Annotated in this window: 23 protein-coding genes and 1 pseudogene; 6 read left to right on the top strand and 18 right to left on the bottom strand. The window is 70.3% G+C overall.

Going from position 1 to position 23,297, the window contains the following annotated elements; genetic code table 11:
- Positions 1 to 15: 15 nt before the first annotated feature.
- Complete coding sequence (locus D7V80_RS29610; RefSeq protein ID WP_120591345.1) at positions 16 to 942, top strand: DUF1684 domain-containing protein; 927 nt, start codon at positions 16 to 18, stop codon at positions 940 to 942.
- Between the two features lie 73 nt (positions 943 to 1,015).
- Here D7V80_RS29610 and D7V80_RS43085 read toward each other — a convergent pair whose 3' ends face one another.
- Both D7V80_RS43085 and D7V80_RS29620 read right to left on the bottom strand, forming a co-directional pair.
- The gene (locus tag D7V80_RS43085) at positions 1,016 to 1,855 is read right to left on the bottom strand and encodes a hypothetical protein (RefSeq protein ID WP_233585822.1); all 840 of its coding nucleotides are present in this window, start codon (positions 1,853 to 1,855) and stop codon (positions 1,016 to 1,018) included.
- Between the two features lie 466 nt (positions 1,856 to 2,321).
- The gene (locus tag D7V80_RS29620) at positions 2,322 to 2,900 is read right to left on the bottom strand and encodes a type 1 glutamine amidotransferase domain-containing protein (RefSeq protein WP_120591347.1); all 579 of its coding nucleotides are present in this window, start codon (positions 2,898 to 2,900) and stop codon (positions 2,322 to 2,324) included.
- Between the two features lie 166 nt (positions 2,901 to 3,066).
- Between D7V80_RS29620 and D7V80_RS29625 the strand changes: the two genes are divergently transcribed.
- Entirely contained in the window at positions 3,067 to 4,239 is a 1,173-nt protein-coding gene (locus D7V80_RS29625) for a sorbosone dehydrogenase family protein (protein ID WP_120591348.1), read from the top strand.
- On the opposite strand, the gene D7V80_RS29630 is transcribed toward D7V80_RS29625, so the two are convergent.
- Positions 4,236 to 5,039, bottom strand: coding sequence for an ABC transporter permease (locus D7V80_RS29630; RefSeq protein WP_120591349.1), 804 nt, complete (start codon positions 5,037 to 5,039; stop codon positions 4,236 to 4,238). The two genes, D7V80_RS29625 and D7V80_RS29630, sit on opposite strands and share 4 nt — an antisense overlap.
- Positions 5,036 to 5,806: an ABC transporter ATP-binding protein gene (locus D7V80_RS29635; RefSeq protein WP_120591350.1), complete on the bottom strand. Its 771-nt coding sequence runs from the start codon at positions 5,804 to 5,806 to the stop codon at positions 5,036 to 5,038. The genes D7V80_RS29630 and D7V80_RS29635 overlap by 4 nt, the downstream gene beginning before the upstream one ends.
- 171 nt (positions 5,807 to 5,977) lie before the next feature.
- Here D7V80_RS29635 and D7V80_RS29640 point away from each other — a divergent pair, with 171 nt between their 5' ends.
- On the top strand, positions 5,978 to 7,567 hold the full coding sequence (locus D7V80_RS29640) for a sodium:proton antiporter (RefSeq protein ID WP_120591351.1): 1,590 nt from the start codon (positions 5,978 to 5,980) through the stop codon (positions 7,565 to 7,567).
- Positions 7,564 to 8,700 carry a cyclic nucleotide-binding domain-containing protein gene (locus D7V80_RS29645; protein WP_120591352.1) on the top strand — a complete coding sequence of 379 codons (1,137 nt, stop codon included), beginning with the start codon at positions 7,564 to 7,566 and terminating at the stop codon, positions 8,698 to 8,700. Before D7V80_RS29640 ends, D7V80_RS29645 begins: the two co-directional genes overlap by 4 nt.
- Positions 8,701 to 8,727: 27 nt before the next feature.
- On the opposite strand, the gene D7V80_RS29650 is transcribed toward D7V80_RS29645, so the two are convergent.
- The 9 genes from D7V80_RS29650 to D7V80_RS29690 all read right to left on the bottom strand — a co-directional run bounded on the left by D7V80_RS29650 (position 8,728) and on the right by D7V80_RS29690 (position 16,877).
- Positions 8,728 to 9,123, bottom strand: a complete 396-nt coding sequence (locus tag D7V80_RS29650; RefSeq protein ID WP_120591353.1) for a hypothetical protein — start codon at positions 9,121 to 9,123, stop codon at positions 8,728 to 8,730.
- Positions 9,124 to 9,131: 8 nt separating this feature from the next.
- Positions 9,132 to 9,539, bottom strand: a complete 408-nt coding sequence (locus D7V80_RS29655) for a hypothetical protein (RefSeq protein WP_147447247.1) — start codon at positions 9,537 to 9,539, stop codon at positions 9,132 to 9,134.
- Positions 9,540 to 9,590: 51 nt separating this feature from the next.
- Positions 9,591 to 10,010 carry a hypothetical protein gene (locus tag D7V80_RS29660; RefSeq protein ID WP_120591355.1) on the bottom strand — a complete coding sequence of 140 codons (420 nt, stop codon included), beginning with the start codon at positions 10,008 to 10,010 and terminating at the stop codon, positions 9,591 to 9,593.
- 8 nt (positions 10,011 to 10,018) lie between these two features.
- The gene (locus D7V80_RS29665) at positions 10,019 to 10,417 is read right to left on the bottom strand and encodes a hypothetical protein (RefSeq protein ID WP_120591356.1); all 399 of its coding nucleotides are present in this window, start codon (positions 10,415 to 10,417) and stop codon (positions 10,019 to 10,021) included.
- Between the two features lie 144 nt (positions 10,418 to 10,561).
- Positions 10,562 to 11,113 (bottom strand): hypothetical protein, encoded by a 552-nt coding sequence (locus D7V80_RS29670; RefSeq protein WP_120591357.1) that lies wholly within the window; start codon positions 11,111 to 11,113, stop codon positions 10,562 to 10,564.
- A gap of 73 nt (positions 11,114 to 11,186) precedes the next feature.
- Positions 11,187 to 12,362 carry a tetratricopeptide repeat protein gene (locus tag D7V80_RS29675; protein ID WP_120591358.1) on the bottom strand — a complete coding sequence of 392 codons (1,176 nt, stop codon included), beginning with the start codon at positions 12,360 to 12,362 and terminating at the stop codon, positions 11,187 to 11,189.
- A 50-nt stretch (positions 12,363 to 12,412) separates the two neighbouring features.
- Entirely contained in the window at positions 12,413 to 14,128 is a 1,716-nt protein-coding gene (locus D7V80_RS29680; RefSeq protein WP_120591359.1) for an aldehyde dehydrogenase, read from the bottom strand.
- Between the two features lie 86 nt (positions 14,129 to 14,214).
- On the bottom strand, positions 14,215 to 16,491 hold the full coding sequence (locus D7V80_RS29685; RefSeq protein ID WP_120591360.1) for a M56 family metallopeptidase: 2,277 nt from the start codon (positions 16,489 to 16,491) through the stop codon (positions 14,215 to 14,217).
- 5 nt (positions 16,492 to 16,496) lie between these two features.
- Positions 16,497 to 16,877 carry a BlaI/MecI/CopY family transcriptional regulator gene (locus D7V80_RS29690; RefSeq protein WP_014400122.1) on the bottom strand — a complete coding sequence of 127 codons (381 nt, stop codon included), beginning with the start codon at positions 16,875 to 16,877 and terminating at the stop codon, positions 16,497 to 16,499.
- A gap of 515 nt (positions 16,878 to 17,392) precedes the next feature.
- Between D7V80_RS29690 and D7V80_RS29695 the strand changes: the two genes are divergently transcribed.
- Complete coding sequence (locus D7V80_RS29695; protein ID WP_120591361.1) at positions 17,393 to 17,983, top strand: hypothetical protein; 591 nt, start codon at positions 17,393 to 17,395, stop codon at positions 17,981 to 17,983.
- A 122-nt stretch (positions 17,984 to 18,105) separates the two neighbouring features.
- On the top strand, positions 18,106 to 19,455 hold the full coding sequence (locus tag D7V80_RS29700; RefSeq protein ID WP_370452556.1) for a hypothetical protein: 1,350 nt from the start codon (positions 18,106 to 18,108) through the stop codon (positions 19,453 to 19,455).
- Here the strand turns inward: D7V80_RS29700 and D7V80_RS29705 are convergent.
- The 5 genes and pseudogenes from D7V80_RS29705 to D7V80_RS41920 all read right to left on the bottom strand — a co-directional run.
- Positions 19,452 to 21,065, bottom strand: a complete 1,614-nt coding sequence (locus D7V80_RS29705; RefSeq protein ID WP_199738884.1) for a phospholipase D-like domain-containing protein — start codon at positions 21,063 to 21,065, stop codon at positions 19,452 to 19,454. The two genes, D7V80_RS29700 and D7V80_RS29705, sit on opposite strands and share 4 nt — an antisense overlap.
- Positions 21,066 to 21,125: 60 nt before the next feature.
- Positions 21,126 to 21,623, bottom strand: coding sequence for a hypothetical protein (locus tag D7V80_RS29710; protein WP_120591364.1), 498 nt, complete (start codon positions 21,621 to 21,623; stop codon positions 21,126 to 21,128).
- Positions 21,620 to 22,267 (bottom strand): anti-sigma factor, encoded by a 648-nt coding sequence (locus tag D7V80_RS29715; protein ID WP_014400130.1) that lies wholly within the window; start codon positions 22,265 to 22,267, stop codon positions 21,620 to 21,622. Before D7V80_RS29715 ends, D7V80_RS29710 begins: the two co-directional genes overlap by 4 nt.
- 85 nt (positions 22,268 to 22,352) lie before the next feature.
- On the bottom strand, positions 22,353 to 22,967 hold the full coding sequence (locus D7V80_RS29720; RefSeq protein ID WP_014400131.1) for an RNA polymerase sigma factor: 615 nt from the start codon (positions 22,965 to 22,967) through the stop codon (positions 22,353 to 22,355).
- Positions 22,968 to 23,028: 61 nt separating this feature from the next.
- Positions 23,029 to 23,297: pseudogene (locus tag D7V80_RS41920) on the bottom strand (Immediate early protein ICP0); the annotation flags it as partial.

Genomic DNA, 23,297 nt, shown 5'->3' on the forward strand with positions numbered 1-23,297 from the left:
CCGAGGCCCCTCCCCATGAGCACCCTCGCCCTGGTCCTGTCCCTGGCATTGCAGGCCTCGCCGCCCGCGACGAAGCCACTTCCGAAGCCCGCCGCGCAGGCGGAGAAGAAGGCCCCCGCGGAGGACGTCGCCGCCGCCACCCAGGCGTGGCACGCCGAACGGCTGAAACGCCTGCAATCGCCGGACGGCTGGCTGACGCTGGTGGGGCTCACCTGGTTGAAGGAGGGCGAGCAGACGGCCGGCTCCGCGCCCGGCAGCGCGGTGCCGCTGCCCTCGCCAGCGCCGGCCCAGGCGGGGACCTTCGTGCGCAAGGGCAACAGCGTGAGCTTCCAGCCCGCGCCGGGTGTCGCCTCCACGCTGGAGGGCAAGCCCTTCACGGGCGGCGCGCTGAAGACAGACGAGAAGGGCGCGCCGGACGTGGTGCGCCTGGGCACCGTGAGCTTCCAGATCATCCTCCGCAAGGACAGGCTGGGCGTGCGGGTGAAGGACTCGGATGCGGCGGCGCGCAAGCAGTTCCCCGGCATCCCCATGTATCCGGCCAGCGCGGACTGGAAGGTGGAGGCGAAGCTGGTGCCGGACGACAAGCCGCGCATGATCAGCGTGCCGACGGTGCTGGGCCATGCGGAGGAGATGAAGTCCGCCGGCACGCTCGTCTTCACGGTGGCGGGCAAGGAGTACCGCCTGACGCCCGTGGGAGAGGAGGGAGACGGAGAGCTGTTCATCGTCTTCGGCGACGAGACGAACCGCGACACGACCTACGGCGCCGGCCGCTTCCTCGAAGCGCCGCTGCCGGACAAGGACGGGCGCGTCGTGCTGGACTTCAACCGCGCCTACAACCCGCCGTGCGCCTTCTCGCGCTTCGCCACCTGCCCGCTGCCTCCGCGCGGCAACCGCCTGGCCCTGCGCGTGGAAGCCGGTGAGAAGCGCGCGGGAGAGCACTGACCCTCCAAACGCCTCCGCCCGCTTCCCTCCAGGAGGGAAACGGGCGGCGTGGGGGTGGCACTCAGGTGAAGCCTCAGAGCTGGATGCTCTTCTCCACGTCCGCCATGCGGAAGCGCGCCATCGCCAGGTTCGCGTTCGCGCGGTGCAGCGCGATGTAGAGGAACAGGCCTTCGCGGGCCGAGAGCGGACGGATGATGTGGTACTGCTCGCCCAGGGTGATGAGCATGTCCTCGATGCGGTCCTTGATGCCCAGGGCCTTCATCGTCTTCAGCTTGGCGCGCATCACCTCCGTGTTGCCCGCGGCCGCCGCCTCGACGTTGAAGGCCGCGTTCCCACCGACACTTCCCAGGGTCATCCCGCTGTTGGCATCCGCGAGACAGACCGCGAACGCCCCTTCAATCTTCATCGCCTCTTCCAGCGCCTGCTTCACGTTCGCCATGGCTTCACCTTCCAGTAGGACGGGGGGACCCGAGGGGGACTGCGACTGCGGAACAGCAGGCTGCGGGGTGTCGGCCGTGAGCTCCGCCAGGTCGAACGTCAGCTGGCTGGCGTAGGAGCGCGGCTGCGGCACGAAGAGCGCCTGCGCCTCCGTCAGCCCGAAGAGCGTCTCCAGCTGCGCGGTCACGTGGTGGCACAGCAGGTCGCGCAGCGTTTCGCGCGGCACCAGGCCCCACGCCACCAGCGTCTCGCAGAAGTTGCCGCCGCTCTTGCGGCACTCCGCCATCACCTGCTCGACGTCCTCGCGGCTCACCAGCTTCGCGTCGATGAGCGCCGTGGAGAAGCTGCGCGCGCCCGGGCCCGTGAGCACCGTCCACGCCACCTTGCGCTCCACCACGAAGATGCGCCCGGAGACCGTGGTGGACTTCACCACCACCTCACCGCCCAGCTTGCTCTCCAGCGCTTCGTTCAACACCGCCCGGACTACCTGACGAGGCTGGGACACCACGTTTCGAGGAGCCGGGTTCATGCGGGAGTCCACAGTGACCGCCAGTGATGGCGCGGTTCGTCGAGGGGTCGGTGCGGTCGGAATAATAAACAATAAGACTGCACAATGGCAACCCAGCTGTAAAACTCGGGGATTAGATGACTCCCCTGGGGTTGGTGGAACCCCGTACAAATGTCTGAGTGTCTTGTACCGAAGAACCAAAGACAACGGAACAATTCCAGAGGAGCAAAAACCCAACGCATGCTCCCGACAGCACAATGCGTCGAGGGGATGGGGGGTTGTCCCGCCAACATTCTCCCTCTGGAAACGGGGGCAGGCAGGCGGATCCGTGGGGGGGAAATCCGTTCCTTCACGCGATACGTAAAACCCCCAGAGCGCCTGAAGCACCCTGGGGGCCGGGTCCTGTTGGACCATTTTCCGCCCTGGTGGCGGCTCAGTGCACTGGGGGTGCGCGGTCCGCGGTGGCTTCCGGGGCCAGGGGCGACTCCAGACGTGGGGCGATGCCGTCCTTCAGCTGGCGCAGCACGGCGGCGCAGAAGGCCTCCAGGTCATCCGGCTTGCGGGACGTGATGAGGTTGCCGTCCTCCACCACCTGCCGGTCCACCCAGCGCGCGCCGGCGTTGATGAGGTCCGTCTTGATGGAGGGGAACGAGGTGACGGTGCGCTCGTCCGCGATGTCCGCCTCCACCAGCATCCACGGCGCGTGGCACACGGCGGCGATGGGCTTGTCCGCCTTGAAGAAGTCGCGCACGAAGCCGACCATGCCAATGTCCATGCGCAGGTGGTCCGGCGAGTAGCCGCCGGGAATCACCAGCGCGGCGAAGTCCGCGGCCTTCACCTCCTTCACCGCCTTCTCCGTGCGGATTTCCGCGCCCTTCTTCCCCTTGAGCGTCTTGCCGGCCTCCACGCCGATGACGACGGGCTCGTGGCCTGCCTGCTTGAGCTTGTCGTAGGGGACCTGGAACTCGGAGTCCTCGAAGTCGTTCGCCACGATGAGTGCGATGCGCGCCATGGAACTGCCTCCCGCTGGGCAAAGGTTGCCGTTGAACCCGCCCGAGCAAGGTGCCCACGACAGGGGCCGCGACAACGCCACCCGGCACCGTCTTCCAGTCCCGAATGCGCTCGGCTGCCCCCCTTCCAGGTCGGTAGGCCGCGTTCACCAACGCTAGATTGTCGCCATGCGCTCCCGACGCCTGCTCCTGTCCGCCCTCGTGGTGCTCACCGCCTCCGCCTCCGCCTGCCGCAGGAGCCAGGCGCAGGGGACGGCCTCCGCCGCGGACTGCATCCTGATGGAGGACGGCTGGGGCCAGGACGGCAGCGTGCCCGTCACCGTGGACGTGGTGGCGGAAGGGCTGGAGGTCCCCTGGGGCGTGGCCTTCCTGCCGGGCGGTAATGGCGACGCGCTGATCACCGAGCGGCCCGGCCGCGTGCGGCTCTTGCGCGGAGGCCAGCTGCAGCCCGGGGCCGTGGCCACGCTGCCCCTGACGGCGAACGGCGAGGGCGGCCTGCTGGGCATCGCCGCGCACCCGGACTTCGCGACGAACCGGCGGTTCTACCTGTACGTCACCACCCAGGCGGACGGGAAGGCGCAGAACCGGGTGGAGCGCTGGACGCTGTCACCGGACGGCACGAGCGCGACCTTCGAGCGCGTCATCTTCGGCGACATCCCGTCCGCGAAGTACCACGACGGCGGGCGGCTGCGCTTCGGGCCGGACGGCATGCTGTACGTGGGCACGGGTGACTCGCGCGACCCGGACCTGTCCCAGGACGTGGCCAGCCCCGCGGGCAAGCTGCTGCGCCTGACGCCGGACGGGGCGGTGCCCCAGGACAATCCCTTTCCGGATTCGCCCGCGTTCCTGCTGGGTGTGCGCAACACGCAAGGCTTTGACTGGAGGGACGCCACCACGCTGTACCTCACCGACCACGGCCCCAGCGGCGAGACGATGCGCTTCGGCCACGACGAGGTGAACGTGGTGAAGGCGGGCGACAACCTGGGCTGGCCCGGCATCTATTCGTGCGAGACGCAGAGCGGGCGCGTCACCCCGTCGCTCACCTTCGACGACGCCGCGCCCCCGGGCGGCGCCGCCGTCTACACGGGCAGCGCGATTCCGGAGTGGAAGGGGTCGCTGCTCGTGGGCACGCTCAAGTCCAAGCACCTGCACCGGGTGGAGTTCGACGCTCGGCAACCCCACCGCGTGACCCGGCACGAGGTGTACCTGCGCGACACCTGGGGCCGCCTGCGCGACGTGCTGATGGGCCCGGACGGCCACCTGTACGTCACCACCAGCAACTGCGACGGCCGGGGCGAGTGCGGCCCGAAGAAGGACCTGCTCCTGCGCGTCCGGCGTTAGCTCACGCTCTCCGCGCTGTAGCGGGCCAGCAGGCCCGTGCGCACCGCGTAGCGGTAGACGCGCTGGAACACCCAGCCCGCCAGCACGATGTCCAGCAGCGCCAGCGCGAAGCCCCAGCCGAGCGTGACGCCGGAGAACTCGCCGCCGGCCACCAGCGTGCGCACGCCCTCGAAGACGTAGGACGGGGGCAGCAGCTTCGCCACCCACTGCATCCACTCCGGCAGCGTGGACAGCGGATAGAAGACGCCCACGAACGGGGACAGCAGGCTGGGGATGGGCCAGACGAACCACTCGGACGCGGGGCCCAGCCTCAGCACCATGGCGCTGCTGAGGATGCCCAGCGCGATGCCGAAGAGGAACAGCACCATCACGAAGGGGATGAACATCGCCCCGTAGGCGGCGAAGGACAGGCCGAACACCGTGGTGGACAAGAGCAGCATGACGACGAGGCCAATGGCGCTGGTCGCGATGCTCGTCACCACCAGGCCGCCCACGTACTCCGGCAGCGTCAGCGGCGTGGCGAAGACGTTGAGGAAGTTGCGCGACCAGACGTCCTCGAAGAAGCCCGTCGTCAGCCCCTGCATCACGCGCGCGAAGAAGTCCCAGAGCAGCACCGCGCCCAGCAGCGCCGGCACGAAGTCGTAGCCGGAGGACGTCACCTCGTTGAGGTACCGGGTCATGAAGCCCCACAGCACCATGTCCACGGCCACCCAGGCGAACAGCGGCACCACGCGCGCGAAGTTGCCCTTGTAGAGATAGAACTGGCGCAGCGCGATGCCCGCGACGTGGTTCAGGTTCATGGCGCTTCGTTCCTCTCCAGGGCCAGCGGCTCGTTGGCCACGGCGATGAACAGCTCCTCCAGCGTGGCCTTGCCGTGCTCGCGCGGCAGCGTCTTCGGGTCGCCCTCCAGCAGCACCCGGCCGCGCGCCAGGAAGAGGACGCGGTCGCAGACGGACTCCACCTCGTACATGTTGTGGGACGTCCACAGCACGCTGCTGTTGCCCTGGGAGGCGAAGGCCTTGATGCGGGTGCGGATGTCCAGCGCCGTGGCCGGGTCCAGCGACGCGGTGGGTTCATCCAGCAGCAGCAGGCGCGGCTCGTTGAGCATGGCCTTGGCCAATGACACACGCGTCTGCTCGCCGGAGGACAGCACGCCGCACTTGGTGTCGCGGAAGCGCTTCAGGTCGTACTCCTCCAGCAGCGTCTCGATGCGGGCGGACAGCCCCTTCACGCCGTAGATGAGGCCGAAGACGCGCAGGTTCTGGGCCACGGTGAGGTTGCCGGGCAGGGGCGAGTAGACGGCGGCGAAGTTGGTGCGGGACAGCGCCTTCACCCGGTGGGTCTCCAGGTCCGTGCCTTCAATGGCGATGGTGCCGGAGGTGGGCTGGAGCACGCCCAGGAGCATGTTGATGGTGGTGCTCTTGCCCGCGCCGTTGGGGCCCAAAAGTCCCACGATTTCGCGGCGGCGCACGTGGAAGGAGATGCCGTCCACGGCCGTGTGGGCGCCGTAGGTCTTGCGCAGGGCCGTGACGGAGAGCACCAGGGTGTCCAGCGAGCCGGATTTCATCTGGGGTCCCGCTGTACCACGCGGACGCCGTACCGCCAGGGCGCACTTCCAGAGGGAGGAAGGCGGGCGGGCGGGGCCTCGGGCGTGGAGCTGAAAAGCGGGCGGTGCCCGTGCACGGTCCGCGCGAATCTGGAAAGCTTCGCGTCTCTTCCTGGCCCCAGTGGAGTCGCCGTGCTGCTGGAAGTACCTATACTCATCGGCCTGATGGTGGCGGCCATCGCGCTTGCCATCGCCGCCAAGCGGGCCAGCGTGCCGTACAACGTCGCGCTGGTGCTTGGTGGCTTGACCATCTCCGTTGCACACCTGCTGCCGGGGGTTCCCCCGCTCAACCCCCAGGTGGTCTTCCTCATATGCCTGCCGCTGCTGCTCTTCGAGGGCGGCATCATGGCGGACCTCAATGGCATCCGCGCGAACGCGGTCCCCATTGGCCTGCTGTCCACGCTGGGAATGGTGCTCGCCATTGGCGCCACCGGCGCCGCGCTGCACTGGATGCTGCACCTGGCGTGGGGGCCCGCGCTGCTGCTGGGCGCCATCCTCGCGGTGACGGACACGGTGTCCATCCTCTACGCCTTCCGCCGTGCGCCGGTGCCCGGGCGGCTGGCGGGCATCATCCAGGGCGAGAGCCTCTTCAATGACGGCACCGCGCTGGTGGCGTACACGGCCATCGCGGCGGTGGTGGCGGGCGGCGCGGCGCCGTCGCTGGGCTCCTTGAGCGGCCACGTGCTGCTCGCGTCGGTGGGGGGCGCGGTGGTGGGCCTGGCGCTGGGCCTGCTGGGCGGCTTCATCATCCGGCGCGCGGAGGATCCGCTCGCGGAGATCATGGTGACGACGGCGGTGGCGCTGGCGTCCTACGTGATGGCGGAAGAGGTGCACCTGTCGGGTGCCATCTCCGCGGTGGTGGCGGGGCTAGCGGTGGGCGTGACGCTACGGCGGGAGGTGCCGCCGCAGAGCCAGGTGGCCATCCATTCCTTCTGGGAGTACGCCACCTTCGGCGTCAACACGTTCCTCTTCCTCTCCGTGGGTCTGGACACGCGGCCGGAGGCGCTCCAGGGACACCTGCCGGGCGTGGGCATCGCGGTGGTGGCGGTGGTGGTGGGGCGCGCGGTGGCCATCTACCTGCCCTTCCTGCTCCTGCGTCTGTTCAAGCCCGCGGAGTCCATCCCGCTGCGCTGGCAGCACGTGTTCCTGGTGGGCAACATCAAGGGCGCGCTGTCCATCGGTCTGGCATTGGGTCTTCCGGAGACCACGCCCGCGCGCGAGCAGATTGTCTCCATCGCGTTCGGCGTCACGCTGGTGTCCATGGTGGGCCAGGGGTTGATGCTCACGGGCGCGCTCAAGGCGCTGGGGCTGTTCCAGCAGGACGCGGTGGCGCTGGAGATGGCGGAGCAGCGCGGGAAGCTCATCGCCAGCCGCGCGGCGCACGTGGAGCTGGATGCGTTGCATTCCCAGGGCCTGCTGCCGCGCGCGGCCTATGAGCACCTGCGCAGCGAGTACCAGGTGAACATCGCCCGGGCGGAGCGGGAGCTGCGGCGCATCAGCGAGCAGCACCTGGCCGAAGGGGCGAAGGACCTCTTGAGCACGCGGCGGCGGCTCATCGACGCGGAGCGCACGGCGTTGCAGGGCGCGCGGCGCAACGGGCTGATCCCGGAGGGGACGGCGGAGGAGATGCTGGCGCATCTGGACGCGCGGATGTTGGACCTGGAGAAGGTGCTGCACGGCGGGCACGCGAACCCGGAAGGCAAGGAGCAGAAGGCGTCATGAAGATCGTCATCGCGGGGGGAGGACGGGTGGGCGGCGCGCTGGCGGCGCGGCTCGTGTCGGAGCAGCACACGGTGACGGTCATTGAACGCGACGCGGGCATCTGCGCGCGCCTCTTCGAAGAGGTGGGCGTGGTGACGGTGTGCGGGGACGCCACCAACCCGCGCGTGCTGGAGGCGGCGGGCATCGGGACGGCGGACGTGGCGGCGGCGGTGCTGGCGCACGACCCGGCGAACCTGGCGTTCGCCATGCTGGTGCGCTCCACGTCCAGCGCGCGCCTGATGGTGCGGATGCTGGACACGAACTACCGCGACGCGTACCGGCTGGCAGGCGTAAAGGAGCTGGTGGCGGAGGCGGACGTGGTGGTGGCGAAGATGACCACCGCCATCGACTTCCCGCAGGTGTCCGGGTCGCTGCCGCTCAGCAGCGGTGACGCGCTCCTGTTCGAGCTGGCCATCCCCGCGCGCGCCCGCGTGGCGGGGCAGACGGTGGCGCAGGTGCGCGGCATGGAGGGGTTTCCTCGCGAGTGCATCTTCATCGCGCTGGTGGATCCGCAGGGCCACACCGCGCTGCCGGAGGGCAACACGCAGCTGAAGGCCGGGCACAACGTCATCCTCGTGGCGCGCCGCACGCAGGTGGCGAAGGCGGTGGAGTTCCTCACGTCGGAGCCGCCGCTGGGCGCGGGCCTGGCGTCGACGCTGGCGCAGACGCTGCGCAAGCTGGACTTCCTGGCGCCCCTGAGTGACGACGAGCTGGGGGCGGTGGCGCGAGGCGCGGAGCTGCTCCAGACGCCCGCGGGCACGGAGCTGTTCCGCCAGGGTGACGCGGGCGAGACGTTCTACGTGGTCATCTCCGGCGAGGTGGCGATGAAGGATGCCTCCCGGCAGACGGTGGCCACGGTGAAGCAGGGCGGCTTCTTCGGAGAGCTGGCCCTGCTCACGGGCGAGCCGCGCAACGCCACCGCCGTCACCGCCACGCCGTGCGAGCTGGCCGCCGTGGGCCGCGAGGACTTCCGCGGCGTGATGATGGCCAACCCCGCCGTCGCGCTGGAGATGAGCCGCATCCTGGGCCAGCGGCTGTCACGCCTGGGCGGACAGGCGCAGCAGACGAAGCGGCGCGGGCTGTTCGGGCGCTGAAAAGACAGACACCCTTCAAGGGGCCCGTCACGGGCTGTCGATGACCACCCTCGGCGTGTCGCCGAGCCTGATAGTGAGGCCTTGCTCGCGCGGCACGGGGGCCGATGAACGGATGACCACTGTCGCGCCCTCGACCCGCTGCGGGATGACGCACTGGACGCCCGACGTGATGATCCGGGGGGAATTGCGACCGTACGAGTCGGTCCAGGTGGCCACCATGCAGTGCTCCTTGCCGTCCGCGTCGCAGTCCCCTCCCGCCGGGGAGCCGTCCCACGGCACGCACGTGAGGACGGCCGTCACCGTGACCCGGTCGTCCGCGTCGCGGACAGCGGTGGCGGTGCGGACGCCCACCAGGTCCGGGCCGGAGCCACACGCGGCCAGCAGGCCACAGCACGTCAACATCCAGGGGATTCGCAGGGACATGGGGAGGCTCAGGGGCTGGCGAGGATGATGCGGGTGCTGCGCGGATCCACCTGGACCAGGATGCGCCAGTCGTGTTCGGCAGGGACGACGCCCGGCGAGACGACGGTCATCGACCTGCGGATGACGGTGCCGACCGGCTCGCACGTCCGCTGTGAGAACAGGGGCGTGCCGAAGGCGGCGTCCGTCGCCAGGTACCAGCCTGCATCGACGCAGAGGGGCTCGTCTTCCGGCAAGCCGCAGTCTTCGTCCGCCGGCTGCTCCCCCTTGAGCGCGAAGCACGTGACGTAGACACTGAGAGACACCCGGCCATCGTCCAGCCGCGTGGCCCGGACACCGGAGACGTCGGGTGCTTGCAGGTCCTCGCCGCAGCCCATGGCGGCCAGCGCCAACCACATTCCAATCACGGTACGCCGCATCACGGCTCCCCCAACAAGAAGACCCGCCCTACATAGCAAGACGTGCGCATGTCAGGGGCTCGCCATGAAGACGCGCGGGCCCTCTCCACCAATGAGGGTCCGTCCCAGCTCCAGGGTCCAGGGCACGTCGCGCGGCACGGGCTCCGGTGAGCGCAACACCACGGTCGTCCCCTCCCAGTGCTTGGGTTGCAAGCACTCGGAGACGCGCCAGACTCCCAGGGAGGAGCGATCCTCCGGCAGGACCTCCGGGGTCGGGTACCCGATGAGCCCGATGCACAGGGACTCCCCATCCTTGTCACAGCCGTCGGGCTCCGAGCCGTTCGCGGGCACGCAGGTCAACACGGCTGTCACGGTGACGTGGTCATCCGCGTCACGGGTGGCGGAGGCGGCGCGAACGCCCACGGCGTCCCAACGAGGCCCGCAGGCCGCCAGCAGGCCCGCGAGGGCCACGATGATGAAGGTCGGATGCATGGGGGGCCTCAGGGGTTGGGGATGACGACGTTCGCCACGCGGGGATCCGCGCTGACCAGGATGCGCAGCCCGGGGTCCCGGTCCACGGCCTCCGACGTGGTGACCGTCACCTGGGTGCCGATGATGTCGGGGACCGTCTGGCACGACTCCGCCCGGTGCACCGGATGGGCGAAGGCCGTGTCGCCGGCCGCGTACCACGTCGCGGAGACGCAGACGCGCTCGCCATCCGCGTCACAGCCTTGCGACCGCCCCATGCCGTAGACGAGGCCGCAGGCCAGCGTGACCTCGACGGAGACACGGTCGTCCTCGAGCCGTGCCGCCGTGGCATCCAACACGCCGGCCGCCTCCAGACCGGGCTCACAGCCAGCAAGGACGGGGAGCAGCAGCAGCGACAGCCAGCGACGCACGCGGGACCTCCGGGGACAGGGGACCCCGCGCCCCAGAGCAACACCCGTGCCCACTGGCCGACAGACGGCCGCACCCGGAGTCGCCCCCGGCAATCCCTGACAGACATGTCAGGGCATGACGCCCGTGCCCTGCCGCCCGGCCTCTCAGGTGGATTGCTTGAGGCGCCCGCACAGCGCGGACGCCGCCAGGAAGCCCACGCTGAAGGCGTTGCGGAAGCGGTCGTAGAGCGCGCCCACGCCGGGCACGTTGGCGATCATGTCGCCGAAGCTCCACATCTCCTCGTGCGCGTGGATGAGCGGCAGCACCTCACCGCCGTCCTCGCCGCGCTGGAGCGTGAAGTCGTACACGAGCAGCGTGCGCAGCGGGTACGTGTAGAGCCACGCGAACTGCTTGAGGTTCATCACCCCATCCACGATGGCCCGCCCGCTCTTCCCATCCGGCTCCAGCTGGACGTTGAGCTGGTAGATGTCGAAGTCGAAGCGGAACATGCAGTGGAAGCCCGCCGCGCCCTTGCGGTACGTCTCCCTGCCGCCCCCCTTCTGCCAGGGGTCGGTGAAGGTGACGTCCTCGGCGATCATCGGCATCAGCTCCGCGTCCAGCACCGACGCGGGGATGGACGTCGTGTAGAGCAGCCGCGTCACTTCGCGGAAGCGCGCCTCCAACTGCTCAATCAGTGCCTGCTCCGCCTTGCGCATACGTCCCCCCTGCCCGCTCTCGGACCGGGCCTGAAGGTAGGCACGGGCCTGGGACAGGGGAAGACGGGGTGCGTCAGCCGCTCAGCTCCGTGAGGAGCCGCGCCGCCTGGTCCTTCACGATGTCGTCCGCGGCGCCCAGCGACTGCGCCTGCCTGGCGTGCCGGGTGGCTTCCGCCCGGTCGAACGGCTGGGTGGCGCGCGCCAGGTTCAGGTGCGTGAGCGCGTCCTGGGGGTTCGCCTCCAGCACCCGCTCCAGCAGCACGCGGGCCCGCGCGTGGTCCTGGTCGCCCATTAGGAGGCGCACCAGGTCGTTGGTGGGGCCGGGCTCGTGGGGCGCCACCGCCACGGTCTCCTCCAGGAGCTTGCGGGCCTCGGCGCGCTCGCCCAGCGCCTCGTGCGCCTGCGCCAGCGAGTGGCGGATGTCCCACTGATTCGGAGCGCGCTCGAGCGCCTCCGCGAAGAGGGCCTTCGCCTGGGCCAGCTCCCCGGCCAGCATGCAGGCCATGCCGTGCAGGTGGACGTAGCGGACCTGCTCGGGGTCCAGCTCGCGCAGCTCCAGGATGGTGCGGCGGGCCGCGTCCTGGCCGTTGGCCTGGAGGTAGAGGCGGAAGAGGTCCTGCAACACCGCCACGCGCGTGCGGCCCTGCGCGTGCTCCAGGGCCCGCGTGGCCGCCGCGATGGCCGCCCCGATGGCGCCGCTCTCCGCGTGCGCGCGCGACAGCATCAGGTGCGGCAGGGCCTCCTGGGGCGCCAGCGAGGCGGCCTGCTGGAAGTGCGTCACCGCCGCCGCCGTGTCCTTGCGCTGCACCGCGATGCGCCCCAGCTCGAAGTGCGGATAGACGCTGTGGGGCGCCACCACCTGCGCGGCCTCGAAGGCGGCCTTCGCCCCCACCAGGTCGCCGCGGTCCGCCAGGAGCGTGCCCAGGTTGAAGCGCTCGAAGTAGCCGGCGGTGGGCGCGGCGGCCAGCGCCTTGAGCGTCACCAGCGCCACCGGGTCCCCGGCCTGCGCCTTGAGCATGGCCAGGTGCGCCTGCGCCTCCGTGTTGTCCGGCTGCACCTGCAACAGGCGCGTCACGGCCCCTTCGGCCTCCTTGGAGGCGCCGGTGCTCAGGTGGGCGCGCACCAGGCCCATCAGACAGTCCACGTCCTTGGGGTCGATGGAGAGGCCCTTCTGGAAGCTCTTCACCGCCTCCGCGGGCTGCCCCTGCTGGAGCGACTGCCCACCCTCTTGCGCGTACCTGGATGCCATGGCCCCCTACCTACCACGAGCCTCCAGATTCCCCGCCTCCCCGCCTGCCCCTACCGGCGCAGCGCGGCCAGGGCGACACCCGGCAGCTTCCACCAGGACGGGGACTGCTCGAATTCCATCAACCGGCGGGACAGCGTCGCCATGCTCTTGTGACCGGGCACCCACGGGGGCGGGATGAGGGACGTGAGCGGGGCGCGCAGGACCGACTTCTCGATGGACTCCAGCATGAACGTGTTGTGCACCCAGCCCTGCCCGCTCTGGATGTCCCGGGGCGTCGCGGACGGATGGCCGCCCCAGGGCATGCTGCCCAGCGCGTAGCCCGCGGCGGGCCAGGTGTTGAGGGCCACGGTGCCGTAGCGCAAGTCCCGCACCGCCTTCTCCACCGCCGCGCGCACCCTCGGGTCCCGCATCGTCTTCGGATGGACGATGAGCATCGCGTTGAGGGTGCCCCACACCTTCTCGTTGAGGAACGCCACCGCGGCCTCCAGGAAGGCCACCGGTTCGTCGGAGCCCGGCAGGCCCGTCTCCGACAGCACCGTGCACCAGGGCTCGTGGTGGAACACGCGGTCGTCCGTCTTCGCGGGGTCCACGTCCGGAATCAGCGCGTAGGCCAGGTCGCCCTCGCCGGGGTTGCCCACCAGCCGCAGGTTCGGGCGCGCGTCCGTGAACTGGCGCCAGCGCTCCTGCGCGCCCGGGTAGTACGCGCGGCGCACGGGCGCCTGGCCCAGGCTCGCCTGGATGCGGTCCATCAGCGCGCCGCGCTGGTTCCACTCCCTCGGCTGCACCAGCAGCTTCGCCGCGTTGCAGTTGAAGGACGCGTTGTTGGCGACCATGCCGGCGATGTCGTCCGCCTGGAAGCGCAGCTCGCCGTCCGAGTACGGACCCGGCACCACCACCACGGGGGAGATGTTGCCCAGCTCGCTGGAGACGTGCTTCGCGAGCAGCGGTTCGTTCTTCCGGCGGCGCTCGTCGGACTCCGGGCCGGGTGGGCCCCACACGAGCGCGTCGTGGGTCTTGTCGCTGCCGGTGATGTGCACCTCGTCCACCGCGTCATGGTGGACCAACTGCGCGCCCTCCTCCGCGCCGCCGTACACGATGGCCAGCGCGTCGCGCGCGATGAGCGGCGCGAAGGCCTGCTCCAGGAACGGGCCCAGGTACGCGTTGACGGGGTTCATCTTGAGCACGCAGGCGGTGCCCTCGACGAAGAGCTTGTAGAGGCAGTCCATGGGCGGGATGGAGTTGACGTTGCCGCCGCCCAGCACCGCGCAGACCCGGCCCTTGTGGGGCTTCTTGTAGAAGGAGGCCTGGTGTTCGCGCAGGTTGGCCGCGGTGACGCCGGGCTGGAAGTAGACCTCGCCCGTGGTGGCGGGCAGGAGCATCCCTTCCAGCCTGTCCCGGGGGAACAGCCGCGCGGCGAGCCGCCCGTCCTCCAGCGTGCGCAGGTGCTTCGCGGGGATGACGGGCGCGCCGTGCTTCTGGATGTCCTTCAGCGACTCGGAGAGCAGCCGCATGTTGCGCACCACCACCATGGGCCCGCCGAGCCACTCCTCACCCGCGAGTGGCCCGCCGGGGTCGATTCCCTTCGCCTCGCAGGCCGCGCGCACGCTCGGCTCCGCGATGGAGAGGTACGCGTGGCGCAGGTCCTCCAGGAGCCGGATGCGCTCCGTCAGGGCAAGCTTCGCCCACGCGCTCGAGCCCTCTCGGACCCGGCGCACCAGGATGTCGATGGTGGTGCGTGACGTGTGCTGCGGGACGGCGGCGGACATGGCGACCTCCGAGACAGGCTTCACACCGGGTCCCGGTATAGGGAACCCCCGCGTGCGCCGTCACCGTGGGGCCGCGCCCTCCGTCCTCAGGTGGGCAGAGGCTCGGCCAGGCCCTTGCGGATGGCCTCGTCGATGACGGCCATCACCTTCTTCATCTGCTCGCGGCCGCGCGCCGCCTGCTGCTCCCCCAGCTTCCCCTGCTCCTCGCCCAGCTTCGCCTGCTGCTCCCCCAGCTTCCCCTGCTCCTCGCCGAGCGCCTCCATCTTCTTGCTGAGCTCCTCCTGCTGCTTGTCCAGGCCCTCCAGCTCCGCGTCGAAGGAATCGTCGCGCTTGTCGAGCTCCGCCTCCTTGCGGTCGCGCTCGGGGCCGTCCGCGAGCGAGTGGAGGCGGGCGCGCTCCATGGCGATCTCCGCGCGCTTCGCGGCGATGGCGGCGTGCTTCGCGGCGATCTGCGACATGGGGTAGCCGAGCTCCGCCTGCTTCTGGCCCAGCGCGGCCTGCTGCGCGCCCAGGGCCGCCTGCTTCTCGCCGAGCGCGCCCTGCGCGTCACCCAGCTTGCTGGAGTCCTCCATCAGCTTGCGCACCTGTTCCAGCGTCTTCGCGTCGCGGATCAGCATGGGCTTGTTGTCGCGGCGCACGAAGAGCAGGTCCTTGCCCTGCTGCTTGAAGGTGCGCGCCAGGTACAGGTCGTCCGTGGAGCCGGCCATGACCAGCGAGCGGCCTTCGGAGAGATACGCGAAGCTGTCGCCGTCCTCGATGCCCATGGCCGGAGGCGCGGGCGGCGCGGGCGGACGCGGCGCGGCCGCGAGCATGGGGGCCATGGGCGCCACCGGGGACAGCGCGCCCCGGACCGGAGGCACGGGCGGCACCGGCGGAATGGGCCTGCCACCGACCGGAGGCATGGGCGGCGCGGGCGGCACCGGAGCCCGCCTGTCATGGTCCGGGATGGGCGCGGGCGCGGCCGGCGGGACGTGCGTGGTGAGCTGCGTGGATCGCGTCGCTCCCGGCGTGGGCGGGGGCAGCGGAGGCAGCGCGGGCAGCGGCGGCGCGTCCGCGGGCGTGCCGGGCGCCTTCGCGGTGTGCTCCGTCACGGTGGGCTTCGACGCGGGCGACGGCTTCGCGTTGGAGGCCGGCGCGGCATCCTCGGGCAGGTGCCGGACGGTGCCCACCTTGACGGGGGCAGGGGCCGCGTCCTTCGCGGCGGGGGCGGTGCTCTCCGCGGGCGCCTTGGCGACGACCTGGAAGGGCATCAGGACCACGGCGCCGAGGGCGAACAGCGCACCCTTCAGCCACCGGCGGGGTTGCGTGGGGACGACGTCGACATGTTCCAGCATGCGGAGCCTCCTGTGCAGCGCGTGAAGGTGGGCCGACGCCCCGAGCGCCGCTGCGCTGCCCGGGGGCCGGGTGATGCCAAAGGCGATGAGCAGCTCGCCGTAGTCCGCGGGCTCCGCGCCGGTGAGGCGCAGCGCCTCCGCGTCGCACGCCTCTTCCCGGGCGAGCGCGTACTCACGGGCCGCCTGGCGCGCGAGCGGGTGGAAGAAGAGGACCGTCTCCGCCAGCGCCGGCACCCAGCCCAGCCACAGGTCCCCGCGCCGCAGGTGCGCCATCTCATGCGCCAGCGCCATGCGCAGCGAGTCCTCCGGCAGGTCGCGCAGCGCCTTCGCGGGCAGCACGATGACCGGCGACAGGAGCCCCGCGGCCAGCGGGCTCACCACCTCGTCCGACACGAGCAGCGTGGGCGGACGGCGCAGGCCCGCTTCGTTCGCGAGGAACTCCGCCTCCTCCTCCAGCACCGGGTGACGCAAGGGCCGCGCGCGCTCCCGCATGCCCCGCACCTGACGCCACGCCAGCACGTGGCCCCGCACCTTCCACGCCACGCCCGCGCCCCACAGGACGAGCAGCGCCCACACGGCCCCCACCGTCCACGGATGCGCGCGGAGCGACGCCACCGCGCCCTTGAAGAACGAGGCGACCCGCGCCCCGGCCGAGGGGCTCTCTACGTGCGCCGGTGTCTGCCGTTGCGGCGACACCGACATGCGCACGGCCGCATCGGGCGCCGTGAGCACCATGACCGTCTGCCCCTGCGTCTGGGATTGAGCGCCTTCCACGCGGACCGTCTGGAATTGCGCGGCGGTGTCCTCCACGGGCAGCAGCGCCAGGGGCATGGGCTTGGGCCAGCCCAGCGTGAGCACGAACTTGAGCGCCACCAGCCACCAGAGGCCGGCGCGCAGGGCCGCGGGCAGGCGCGGCACCGCCCGGGCCAGCAACCAGACGGCCAGCGCGCACAGCGCCCCCTGCCACGAGGCACGCCACACCGACTCCGGCCACGACGACCACCACGGCGAGGTCATGAAAGGCGTCACGGGGCTCACTCCTTCCGCTTCTGGCGCAGGCGCGCCACGACGTCCTGGAGCTGCTTCAACTCTTCGTCGGACACGTCCTCCGTCTCCGACAGGTAGGTCACGAACGGCGACAGTGACCCGGAGAGCGTGCGCTGCACGAAGTTCCCTACGACGTCGCGCAGCAGCTCTTGCGTGGCCACCGGCGAGGCGTACTGGAACACCCCGTCCACCTTCGAACGGGTCAGGTGCCCCTTCAGCCGCAGCCGCTCCATCACCGTCAGGATGGTGGAGCGCGCCAGGCCCTGCGCCTCGCCGAAGCGCTCGGCCACCTCGCCCACCGTCGCCGGCCCGTGCTCGGCCACGTACCGCAGCACCGCCAGCTCCTGCTCTCCCACCGGCTTCTTCATGCGTCCTGCCCTTCGTGACGACAGCTGTAGTCAGAAAGGAAGGTACGCCTGACTACAAACGTAGTCAAGCGGGTGCCGCCGCGGGCGCGGGCCGCATGCAGGGCTACTCGCGCGCCACGCTCGCTGAGCGCCAGGGCGAGCTGACTCCGGCGAGGTGCAGGCGAAGCGCGACGGCGCGCTCCAGAACACCCTCACCGCGATGCAGGGCCCTGATCAGGCCACGCGCTTCGGCGCGTACAAGGACGTGCTGAAGGACACCTCCGACTCGCCGGGGAGACGGCGAAGACCGGCGACAAGCGCAAGGCGGACGCCGCCGACACCGATGCGGCTCCGTCCTCGTCGAAGCGGCGCAAGAAGCTCTAGCGCCTACGGCCCGGCACCTGAGCGCCCGCTCGCCCGGCCGCTCAGGTAAGGGTCGGGTAGCAGAGGACCGTGTGTGTCCTTGTCTCTGTCGGAAGGGCAACCAGATTTCTGGCAGCCGACTTGAACCCACCCGACACACACGGAGATTTCCCATGAAGCTCCCTCTGTTCGCGGCGATCGTCGCCCTGTCGCTGTACGGTTGCGCCAGCCACAACGCCAACACCCGCGAGGCCTCGTCACCCGAGGCAGGCGCCATCGGCGGCTCGGGCAGCGCGGGCGAGTCCCTGGACACCAGCGGGAGCATCGACTCCTCGTCCTCGGACGCCTCCAACCAGGAGCTGCCCGGTGAGACCGGCAACGTCAGCGACCTGGAGAAGCGCGACCGCATGAACGCGCCCACCGTCTACGAGGGCGAGGCCACCGGCGGCTCCGGCGCTCCCGACGAGGCCGTGAAGACCGGGGACGGCGAGAAGTGGGACGTCCAGCAGAACACGCCCACCGAGCTGGGCGACACCCAGTCCCCCTCCGGCGCGGTGAACCAGAACCGCGACCCCAATGAGAAGGGCAACCTGGGCACCGAGGGCAACCTCGGCGGCACCGGCGGCTCCGGCTCCACCGCCACCGAAGGCAAGAGCGACGTGAGCGACGAGACCGGGTCCGGCGCCCTCAACAGCGACGTGGACGCCCCGAGCACGGACAGCTCCAAGGTGGAGACGGACGCCACGCCGGATCCCACGAACTAGTCATCGCGCCCCACGCGAGGGCGGATATCCGGGAAAGCCCGCTCGCGGGCCGTCCCGGGTATTCGTCTGTCCAGCCCGCGCCGCGCCAACTAGAGTGAGCACCAATGACTGGTGCTCCCTTTGTGGCCCTCATCGCCCTGCTTCACTCCCAGTCCTCCACCATCGAGGAGGTTCCCAATGATCCGCAGCAGGAGTCGTACTCCGCGCCGGAATCCTCGGGGGGCTCGGAAGACTCGGGAGGCATCGGGTTCCGGGCGCTCCTGGAGGTGGGGCCGCTGAGCTTCCCGTCCGGGACGCGGGGCGGGAAGCAGGACCTGTTCGGCTACGCGTACCCGTCCCTGGGCGTGGATGGCGGCGAGGACTTCGCCTTCATGCTGGGCGCGCCGCTGCGCTTCCGGCTGCTGGACAGCGAGCCGAAGCAGAAGGACGACGACTACGGCGCGTGGCTGCGGCGCGAGGACTGGGACGAGCGCAGTGACTACGGCCAGGTGGTGCGCCTGCTGCGCATTGGCGACGAGTCCGGCCGCTTCGGCATGCGCGTGCAGCCGTTCCTGGAGGAGTCGCTGGGGCGCGGCTACCTGGTGAACCGCTACGACAACCAGCTCAACCCGAACTACCACCCGGCGGGCGGCACGCTGTCATTCACCGCGGGGCCCGCGCGCGTGCAGCTGCTGGCCAGCGACGTGCTCGCCGCGCGCGTGTTCTCCGGCGAGCTGCTGCTGGACATCGGCCGCATCGCCAGCGACAGCGAGGGGAACTTCGACCGCTACCTGGTGCGCGCCTCGGCGGCGCACGACTTCGGCGAGGCCGGCGGGGTGACGCCGGAGGCCACGGTGGCGTCGGTGGGCGGCGAGTTCGCCATGTACAAGGGTGAGCGGCTGCGTTCGTGGGCCCTGGTCGCCGGTGGCGCGCGGCTCAACGAGGGCGCGCAGGACGTGGGCGCCCTCATTGGCGTCGCGTTCGAGGGCAACTTCAAGGGTACGCAGATCAGCGTCACCGCGCAGGGGCGCCGGCAGGGCGGCGGCTTCCGCTTCGGCTACTTCGGCGCGGGCTACGAGCTGTCGCGCTTCTCCGCCGTGGGCCTCTCCGAGGAGCCCCAGTCCGACCAGCGCGTGCCCAAGGACTTCTCCGGCTACCTGGAGGTGTCCGTGGCGCGAGGCGACGGACCGGACTCCCCGGAGGTGGTGGCCAGCGGCGCCGTGGAGTACTCCGCCTTCGGCCGCGCGGACGGAGACCTGTCCCTGAGCTTCAGCACCCCGGGCGGCGAGTCGCGAGGCATCGCGCGCGTGATCGTGGTGGGCCTGGGTGACAAGCCCCGCTACTCGGTGGCCGCGGAGTTCCGCCAGCGCGTGATGCCCGCCATGTACATCTGGGGCGCGGGCTCCACACAGACCTTCCCGCAGCCGGACGGCACGCTGGTGCAAGGCGTGAGCGCGGGCGCGGGCGTGGGCGTGGACTTCGCCCGCCGCTAGTTCCCCACCGTCCCGCCCTCTTCCTGGACGGGTTCGCAGGGCAGGATGGCGCTGTGCCGCCGGGCCGTCTCGCACGACTTGCCCACCAGCCAGCGCGACAAGAGGCGCACGCCGGAGGCGAAGAGGCCGTCGTCGCCCTTGTGCAGGGCCTCGAAGAGGGACTCGTCCAGCACCGACTCCTCCGGGTCGATGAGGAACTCCTCCGGCTCCAGCGGCTTGAAGAGCGGGTTCTGGTCGAACACCGTCTCCAGCGGGTGGGGACGCAGCCGGTGCTGTCCCGCGAGGGCCAGCCCGTCCAACGTCTCCACCAGGTGGTTCGCGTCCACCAGCGGGCGCAGCGCGGCCACGCCGGCCAGGCCCACGTGCTCCGCCATCAGCGACACGCGCACGCGGCGGATGGCGCGCGACACGGCGTCCCCGGGCGCTTCCGCCTCCCAGCTCAGGTTGAGCTCCGAATCCAATCCCAGGCTGCGGTTGGTCGTGTTCGCGGAGCCGATGGTCATGAAGGTGTCATCCACGATGAGCACCTTCGAGTGGATGTACGTGAAGACGTCCGAGCCGTCCTCGTCCTTCGCCGCCGAGCCGTACACCGCGAAGCCATGGCCCGTCTCGGAGGCCACCTCGCGCAGCGCGCGCAGCAGGCGCACCTGGGCCACGCCCATGGCGATCTGCTCGCGCAGCGCCTCCGGCTGACGGGGCAGCACCAGCATCACCTGGAGCCGGGGCCGTCCGGCCGCGCGCATGCGCTTGACGAGCGCGTCGTAGATGGCGCGTGAGGAGAAGTACTGGTTCTCGATGTAGATGAAGCGCTCGGCCGCGGCGATGGCGTCCACGTACAGCGCGCGGATCTCCTGCACCTCGTCCTGCGGCGGCAGGAGCGTCTTCCCGAAGGTGCGGCTGATGGCCACCGGGCCCGGAGGCGCGGGCATCGTCGCTTCGAAAGTCAGGTCGTCGCGGTTCACGGGCTCCAGGTGGAGCTCGCCTCCGCCCGAGTGCGCCCAGCGCGCCTCGAACAGCTCCGCGAGCGGCTTCACCGCGGGGCCTGTCAGCACCGTCTGCACGTCGTGGTAGGGCCCGTGCGGGTCGCGGCCGGAGTCGCAGCGCATCTTCGAGTGCGCGGGGTGGTCCCGGTCGTCCCAGCGACAGTCACACACGTCCATGCCGCCGGTGAACGCCATCACGCCGTCCACGACGACGAGCTTCTGGTGATGGGCGCCGTAGAGCGGACTGGAGGAATCGAAGCGGAAGCGCAGCCGTTCGTTCGTCGTCCAGTTGAAGAGCAGGTTCTGCATCCACTCGCGCTCCATGGCGAGCAGCATGCTGAAGTCCCACGCGAGGATGTAGACGTGCAGCTCCGGGTTCTCCCGGCACATCTGATCCAACAGTGGCAGCAGCCGGACTTCTCCTCCCTTGGCCTCCTCCAGGTCCTCACCGCGCAGCAACGTCACGTCGCTGTCGAACTGCCAACCGGTGATGACGATGGAGCGGCGGGCCTTCCGGATGGCCCGATACAGCTCCCGGTAGTAGTCCCGGGCGTCCACCAGCACGCCCGCGTCATGCGTTTCCGAACGCGTCCAGCAGTTGCGTCCGGGGCTGAGAATGGGTTTCACGTCGTTCACCTGGCCCTGGAGTGGATCCCTGTTGTCGTCCGCGCCCGGCCGGCGGAAGCCTCACCCCACGAACACAATGTGCTTCCCGGTCGCCAGCGTCATGTCCGTGGAGGAAACCACCCTGGCCACCTTGCGAGCCTCGCCACCCACGTGCTTGCCGGCCTTCTGGTACACGGCGCCCTGGCGGCCCAGCTCCACCTCCACGGAGGACTGGTTCGGGATGATGACGCGCAGCGTGGCGCTGCCGTCCTTCATGCCCAGCAGCTGGAGCGACGCGTTCGTCCCGTTGGGGAGCTTCACTTCCGTGGGCTTCTGGGCGCCCACCTCCACGGTGTCCAGCGACATGCGCTTGAAGGAGGTGAAGCTGAAGTTCTGCTTCTGGAACGCCTCCTTCATCTTGGAGAGCTCCGGAGGCTCCACCGCGGTGCCCTTGTTGGAGGCCAGCACCACCTCCACCTGCACCTTCACCTTCTGCTCCTGGGCGGAGGCGACCGCCGGCCCCATCACCAGGCCCACGGCGAACAGCAGTGCCAGCACCGCCCACGTCGGCTTCGTCATAGCGCTCCTCCGGTGGGCCGGGGCGGGACGGACGGAGCCGGCGTCGGCTGTCCTTCCTGGCCATCCGGCGTCACGCTCGAATCCTGGGACTCCACCGCGCCCGGCTTCTTCTCCTTCACGGGCTCCGGGGCCTGCTCCTGCTCGTCCACCATCCAGATGATGGAGCCGCCGCCTTCGGTCTCCATCACCACCGGGGCCACGCGGGCGCCCTGGTAGGACTGGATGGACTTCACCGTCATGCGCTCGGCGGCGTAGCCCTCCGGCGCGTTGTCGCGCAGCACCAGCGGCAGCGCCACCAGCATCACCACCGCGGCGGTGGCCAGCGACGAAATCATCGCGGTGCGCTGGTAGAGGAACATCTCCGACAGGGCCAGCCGCATCCGTTCAATGAGGGGCGGCTTCTCCGGCGTCACCCGGGCCATGACCTTCTGGGCGAAGTCCTTGAAGTCGACGTCGTCCACCGCCATGTCCAGGCCGACCCGGAGCAACCCGGACTCAGCGCGCAGGTCCGCCGCGCGGCCCGTGCAATCCCGGCAGGCGGCCAGGTGCCGCTCCACGTTGACGCGCTCCCCAGGAGCGAGTTCACCGTCGATGTAGGGAGACAGGAGCGGTACGAAACGCTCACACGCGGGATTTCCGGCCATACTCTTCACCCTGCGGGCTGGTGGGAATTCGTCGGTGGGGACGCGACGGGCCCCTCGGATATTCGAGGAGGCCTTTCTGGCGTCCTCATTCGTTGCCCACCCCGCTCTTGGCTTCGTCCAGCTCCAGATAATCCCCCAGGATTTTCTGCACCTTGGCGCGCGCGTGGAAGAGCCGGCTCATCACCGTGCCCTTGGGGATGTCCAGCGTGCGGGCCAGGTCCTCGTAGGACATTCCCTCGATTTCGCGCAGCAGGAGGATGGCGCGGTGCTTCTCCGGCACCGTGGCCAGCGCTTCCTGGATCTTCTCCGCCAGCTCCTTGCGCAGGGCGCTCTTCTGGGGATTGGTCCCCAGGCGGCTGCCGAGCGCGCCGATGCGGGCCTCGGAGAGGTCCACGTCCTGCGTCTCGTCGAACTCCACGGGCTCGCCGCCGCCGCGGCGCTTGCGCAGCACGTCGATGCAGATGTTGGACGTGATGCGGTAGAGCCACGTGTAGAAGGACGCGTCGCCCTTGAAGTGGTCCAGGTACTTGTAGACCTTGACGAACGCCTCCTGGGAGACGTCCATCGCCTCCTCCTTGTCCTTCAGCATTCCGAGCGCGACGGCATACACCTTGCGCTGGTAACGCTCGACGAGGAGCTTGAAGGCGCGCTGGTCCCCGCTGCGGACGCGCTTGACGAGTGTGAGGTCGTCGGTGGCCAAGTGCGCGGCACCGTAGCACAGGCCGCGCCAAGCCCAAGGCTTTCGACGCGCCCCGTCGCTCCTAGAGCGAGCTGACGAGCGCGACGGCCGCCAGGGCCAGGCCCACCATGGCCAGCACCGCGCCGAAGACCATGCGGTCCCACTGGGCCTGGGAGACGGAGGAGTCCTCCGTGTCCTCCCCGGCCCGGAAGGCGTGGAGCACGTTCCAGAACATGCGGCCGCCCAGCCGGCGGTCCGAGCCATGCCGGTCGCGGGGGTCGTCGTTGTTCTGGAGGGGGCGCCCCTGGGCATCCCGGCGCACGAAGGGGCCGGGCAGGGGCTGGTAGAGGC

The organism is Corallococcus sp. CA054B, assembly GCF_003611625.1.
GTDB classification, from domain to species: Bacteria; Myxococcota; Myxococcia; order Myxococcales; family Myxococcaceae; genus Corallococcus; species Corallococcus coralloides.

Coding starts and splice junctions, on each gene's coding strand:
- D7V80_RS29655 (WP_147447247.1), bottom strand. CDS start 9,539: ATGCGGCGTACCGTGATTGGAATGTGGTTGGCGCTGGCCGCCATGGGC.
- D7V80_RS29610 (WP_120591345.1), top strand. CDS start 16: ATGAGCACCCTCGCCCTGGTCCTGTCCCTGGCATTGCAGGCCTCGCCG.
- D7V80_RS29650 (WP_120591353.1), bottom strand. CDS start 9,123: ATGTCCCTGCGAATCCCCTGGATGTTGACGTGCTGTGGCCTGCTGGCC.
- D7V80_RS29710 (WP_120591364.1), bottom strand. CDS start 21,623: ATGACGAAGCCGACGTGGGCGGTGCTGGCACTGCTGTTCGCCGTGGGC.
- D7V80_RS29620 (WP_120591347.1), bottom strand. CDS start 2,900: ATGGCGCGCATCGCACTCATCGTGGCGAACGACTTCGAGGACTCCGAG.
- D7V80_RS29660 (WP_120591355.1), bottom strand. CDS start 10,010: ATGCATCCGACCTTCATCATCGTGGCCCTCGCGGGCCTGCTGGCGGCC.
- D7V80_RS29625 (WP_120591348.1), top strand. CDS start 3,067: ATGCGCTCCCGACGCCTGCTCCTGTCCGCCCTCGTGGTGCTCACCGCC.
- D7V80_RS29675 (WP_120591358.1), bottom strand. CDS start 12,362: ATGGCATCCAGGTACGCGCAAGAGGGTGGGCAGTCGCTCCAGCAGGGG.
- D7V80_RS29645 (WP_120591352.1), top strand. CDS start 7,564: ATGAAGATCGTCATCGCGGGGGGAGGACGGGTGGGCGGCGCGCTGGCG.
- D7V80_RS29690 (WP_014400122.1), bottom strand. CDS start 16,877: ATGAAGAAGCCGGTGGGAGAGCAGGAGCTGGCGGTGCTGCGGTACGTG.
- D7V80_RS29635 (WP_120591350.1), bottom strand. CDS start 5,806: ATGAAATCCGGCTCGCTGGACACCCTGGTGCTCTCCGTCACGGCCCTG.
- D7V80_RS29680 (WP_120591359.1), bottom strand. CDS start 14,128: ATGTCCGCCGCCGTCCCGCAGCACACGTCACGCACCACCATCGACATC.
- D7V80_RS29695 (WP_120591361.1), top strand. CDS start 17,393: ATGAAGCTCCCTCTGTTCGCGGCGATCGTCGCCCTGTCGCTGTACGGT.
- D7V80_RS29670 (WP_120591357.1), bottom strand. CDS start 11,113: ATGCGCAAGGCGGAGCAGGCACTGATTGAGCAGTTGGAGGCGCGCTTC.
- D7V80_RS29715 (WP_014400130.1), bottom strand. CDS start 22,267: ATGGCCGGAAATCCCGCGTGTGAGCGTTTCGTACCGCTCCTGTCTCCC.
- D7V80_RS29630 (WP_120591349.1), bottom strand. CDS start 5,039: ATGAACCTGAACCACGTCGCGGGCATCGCGCTGCGCCAGTTCTATCTC.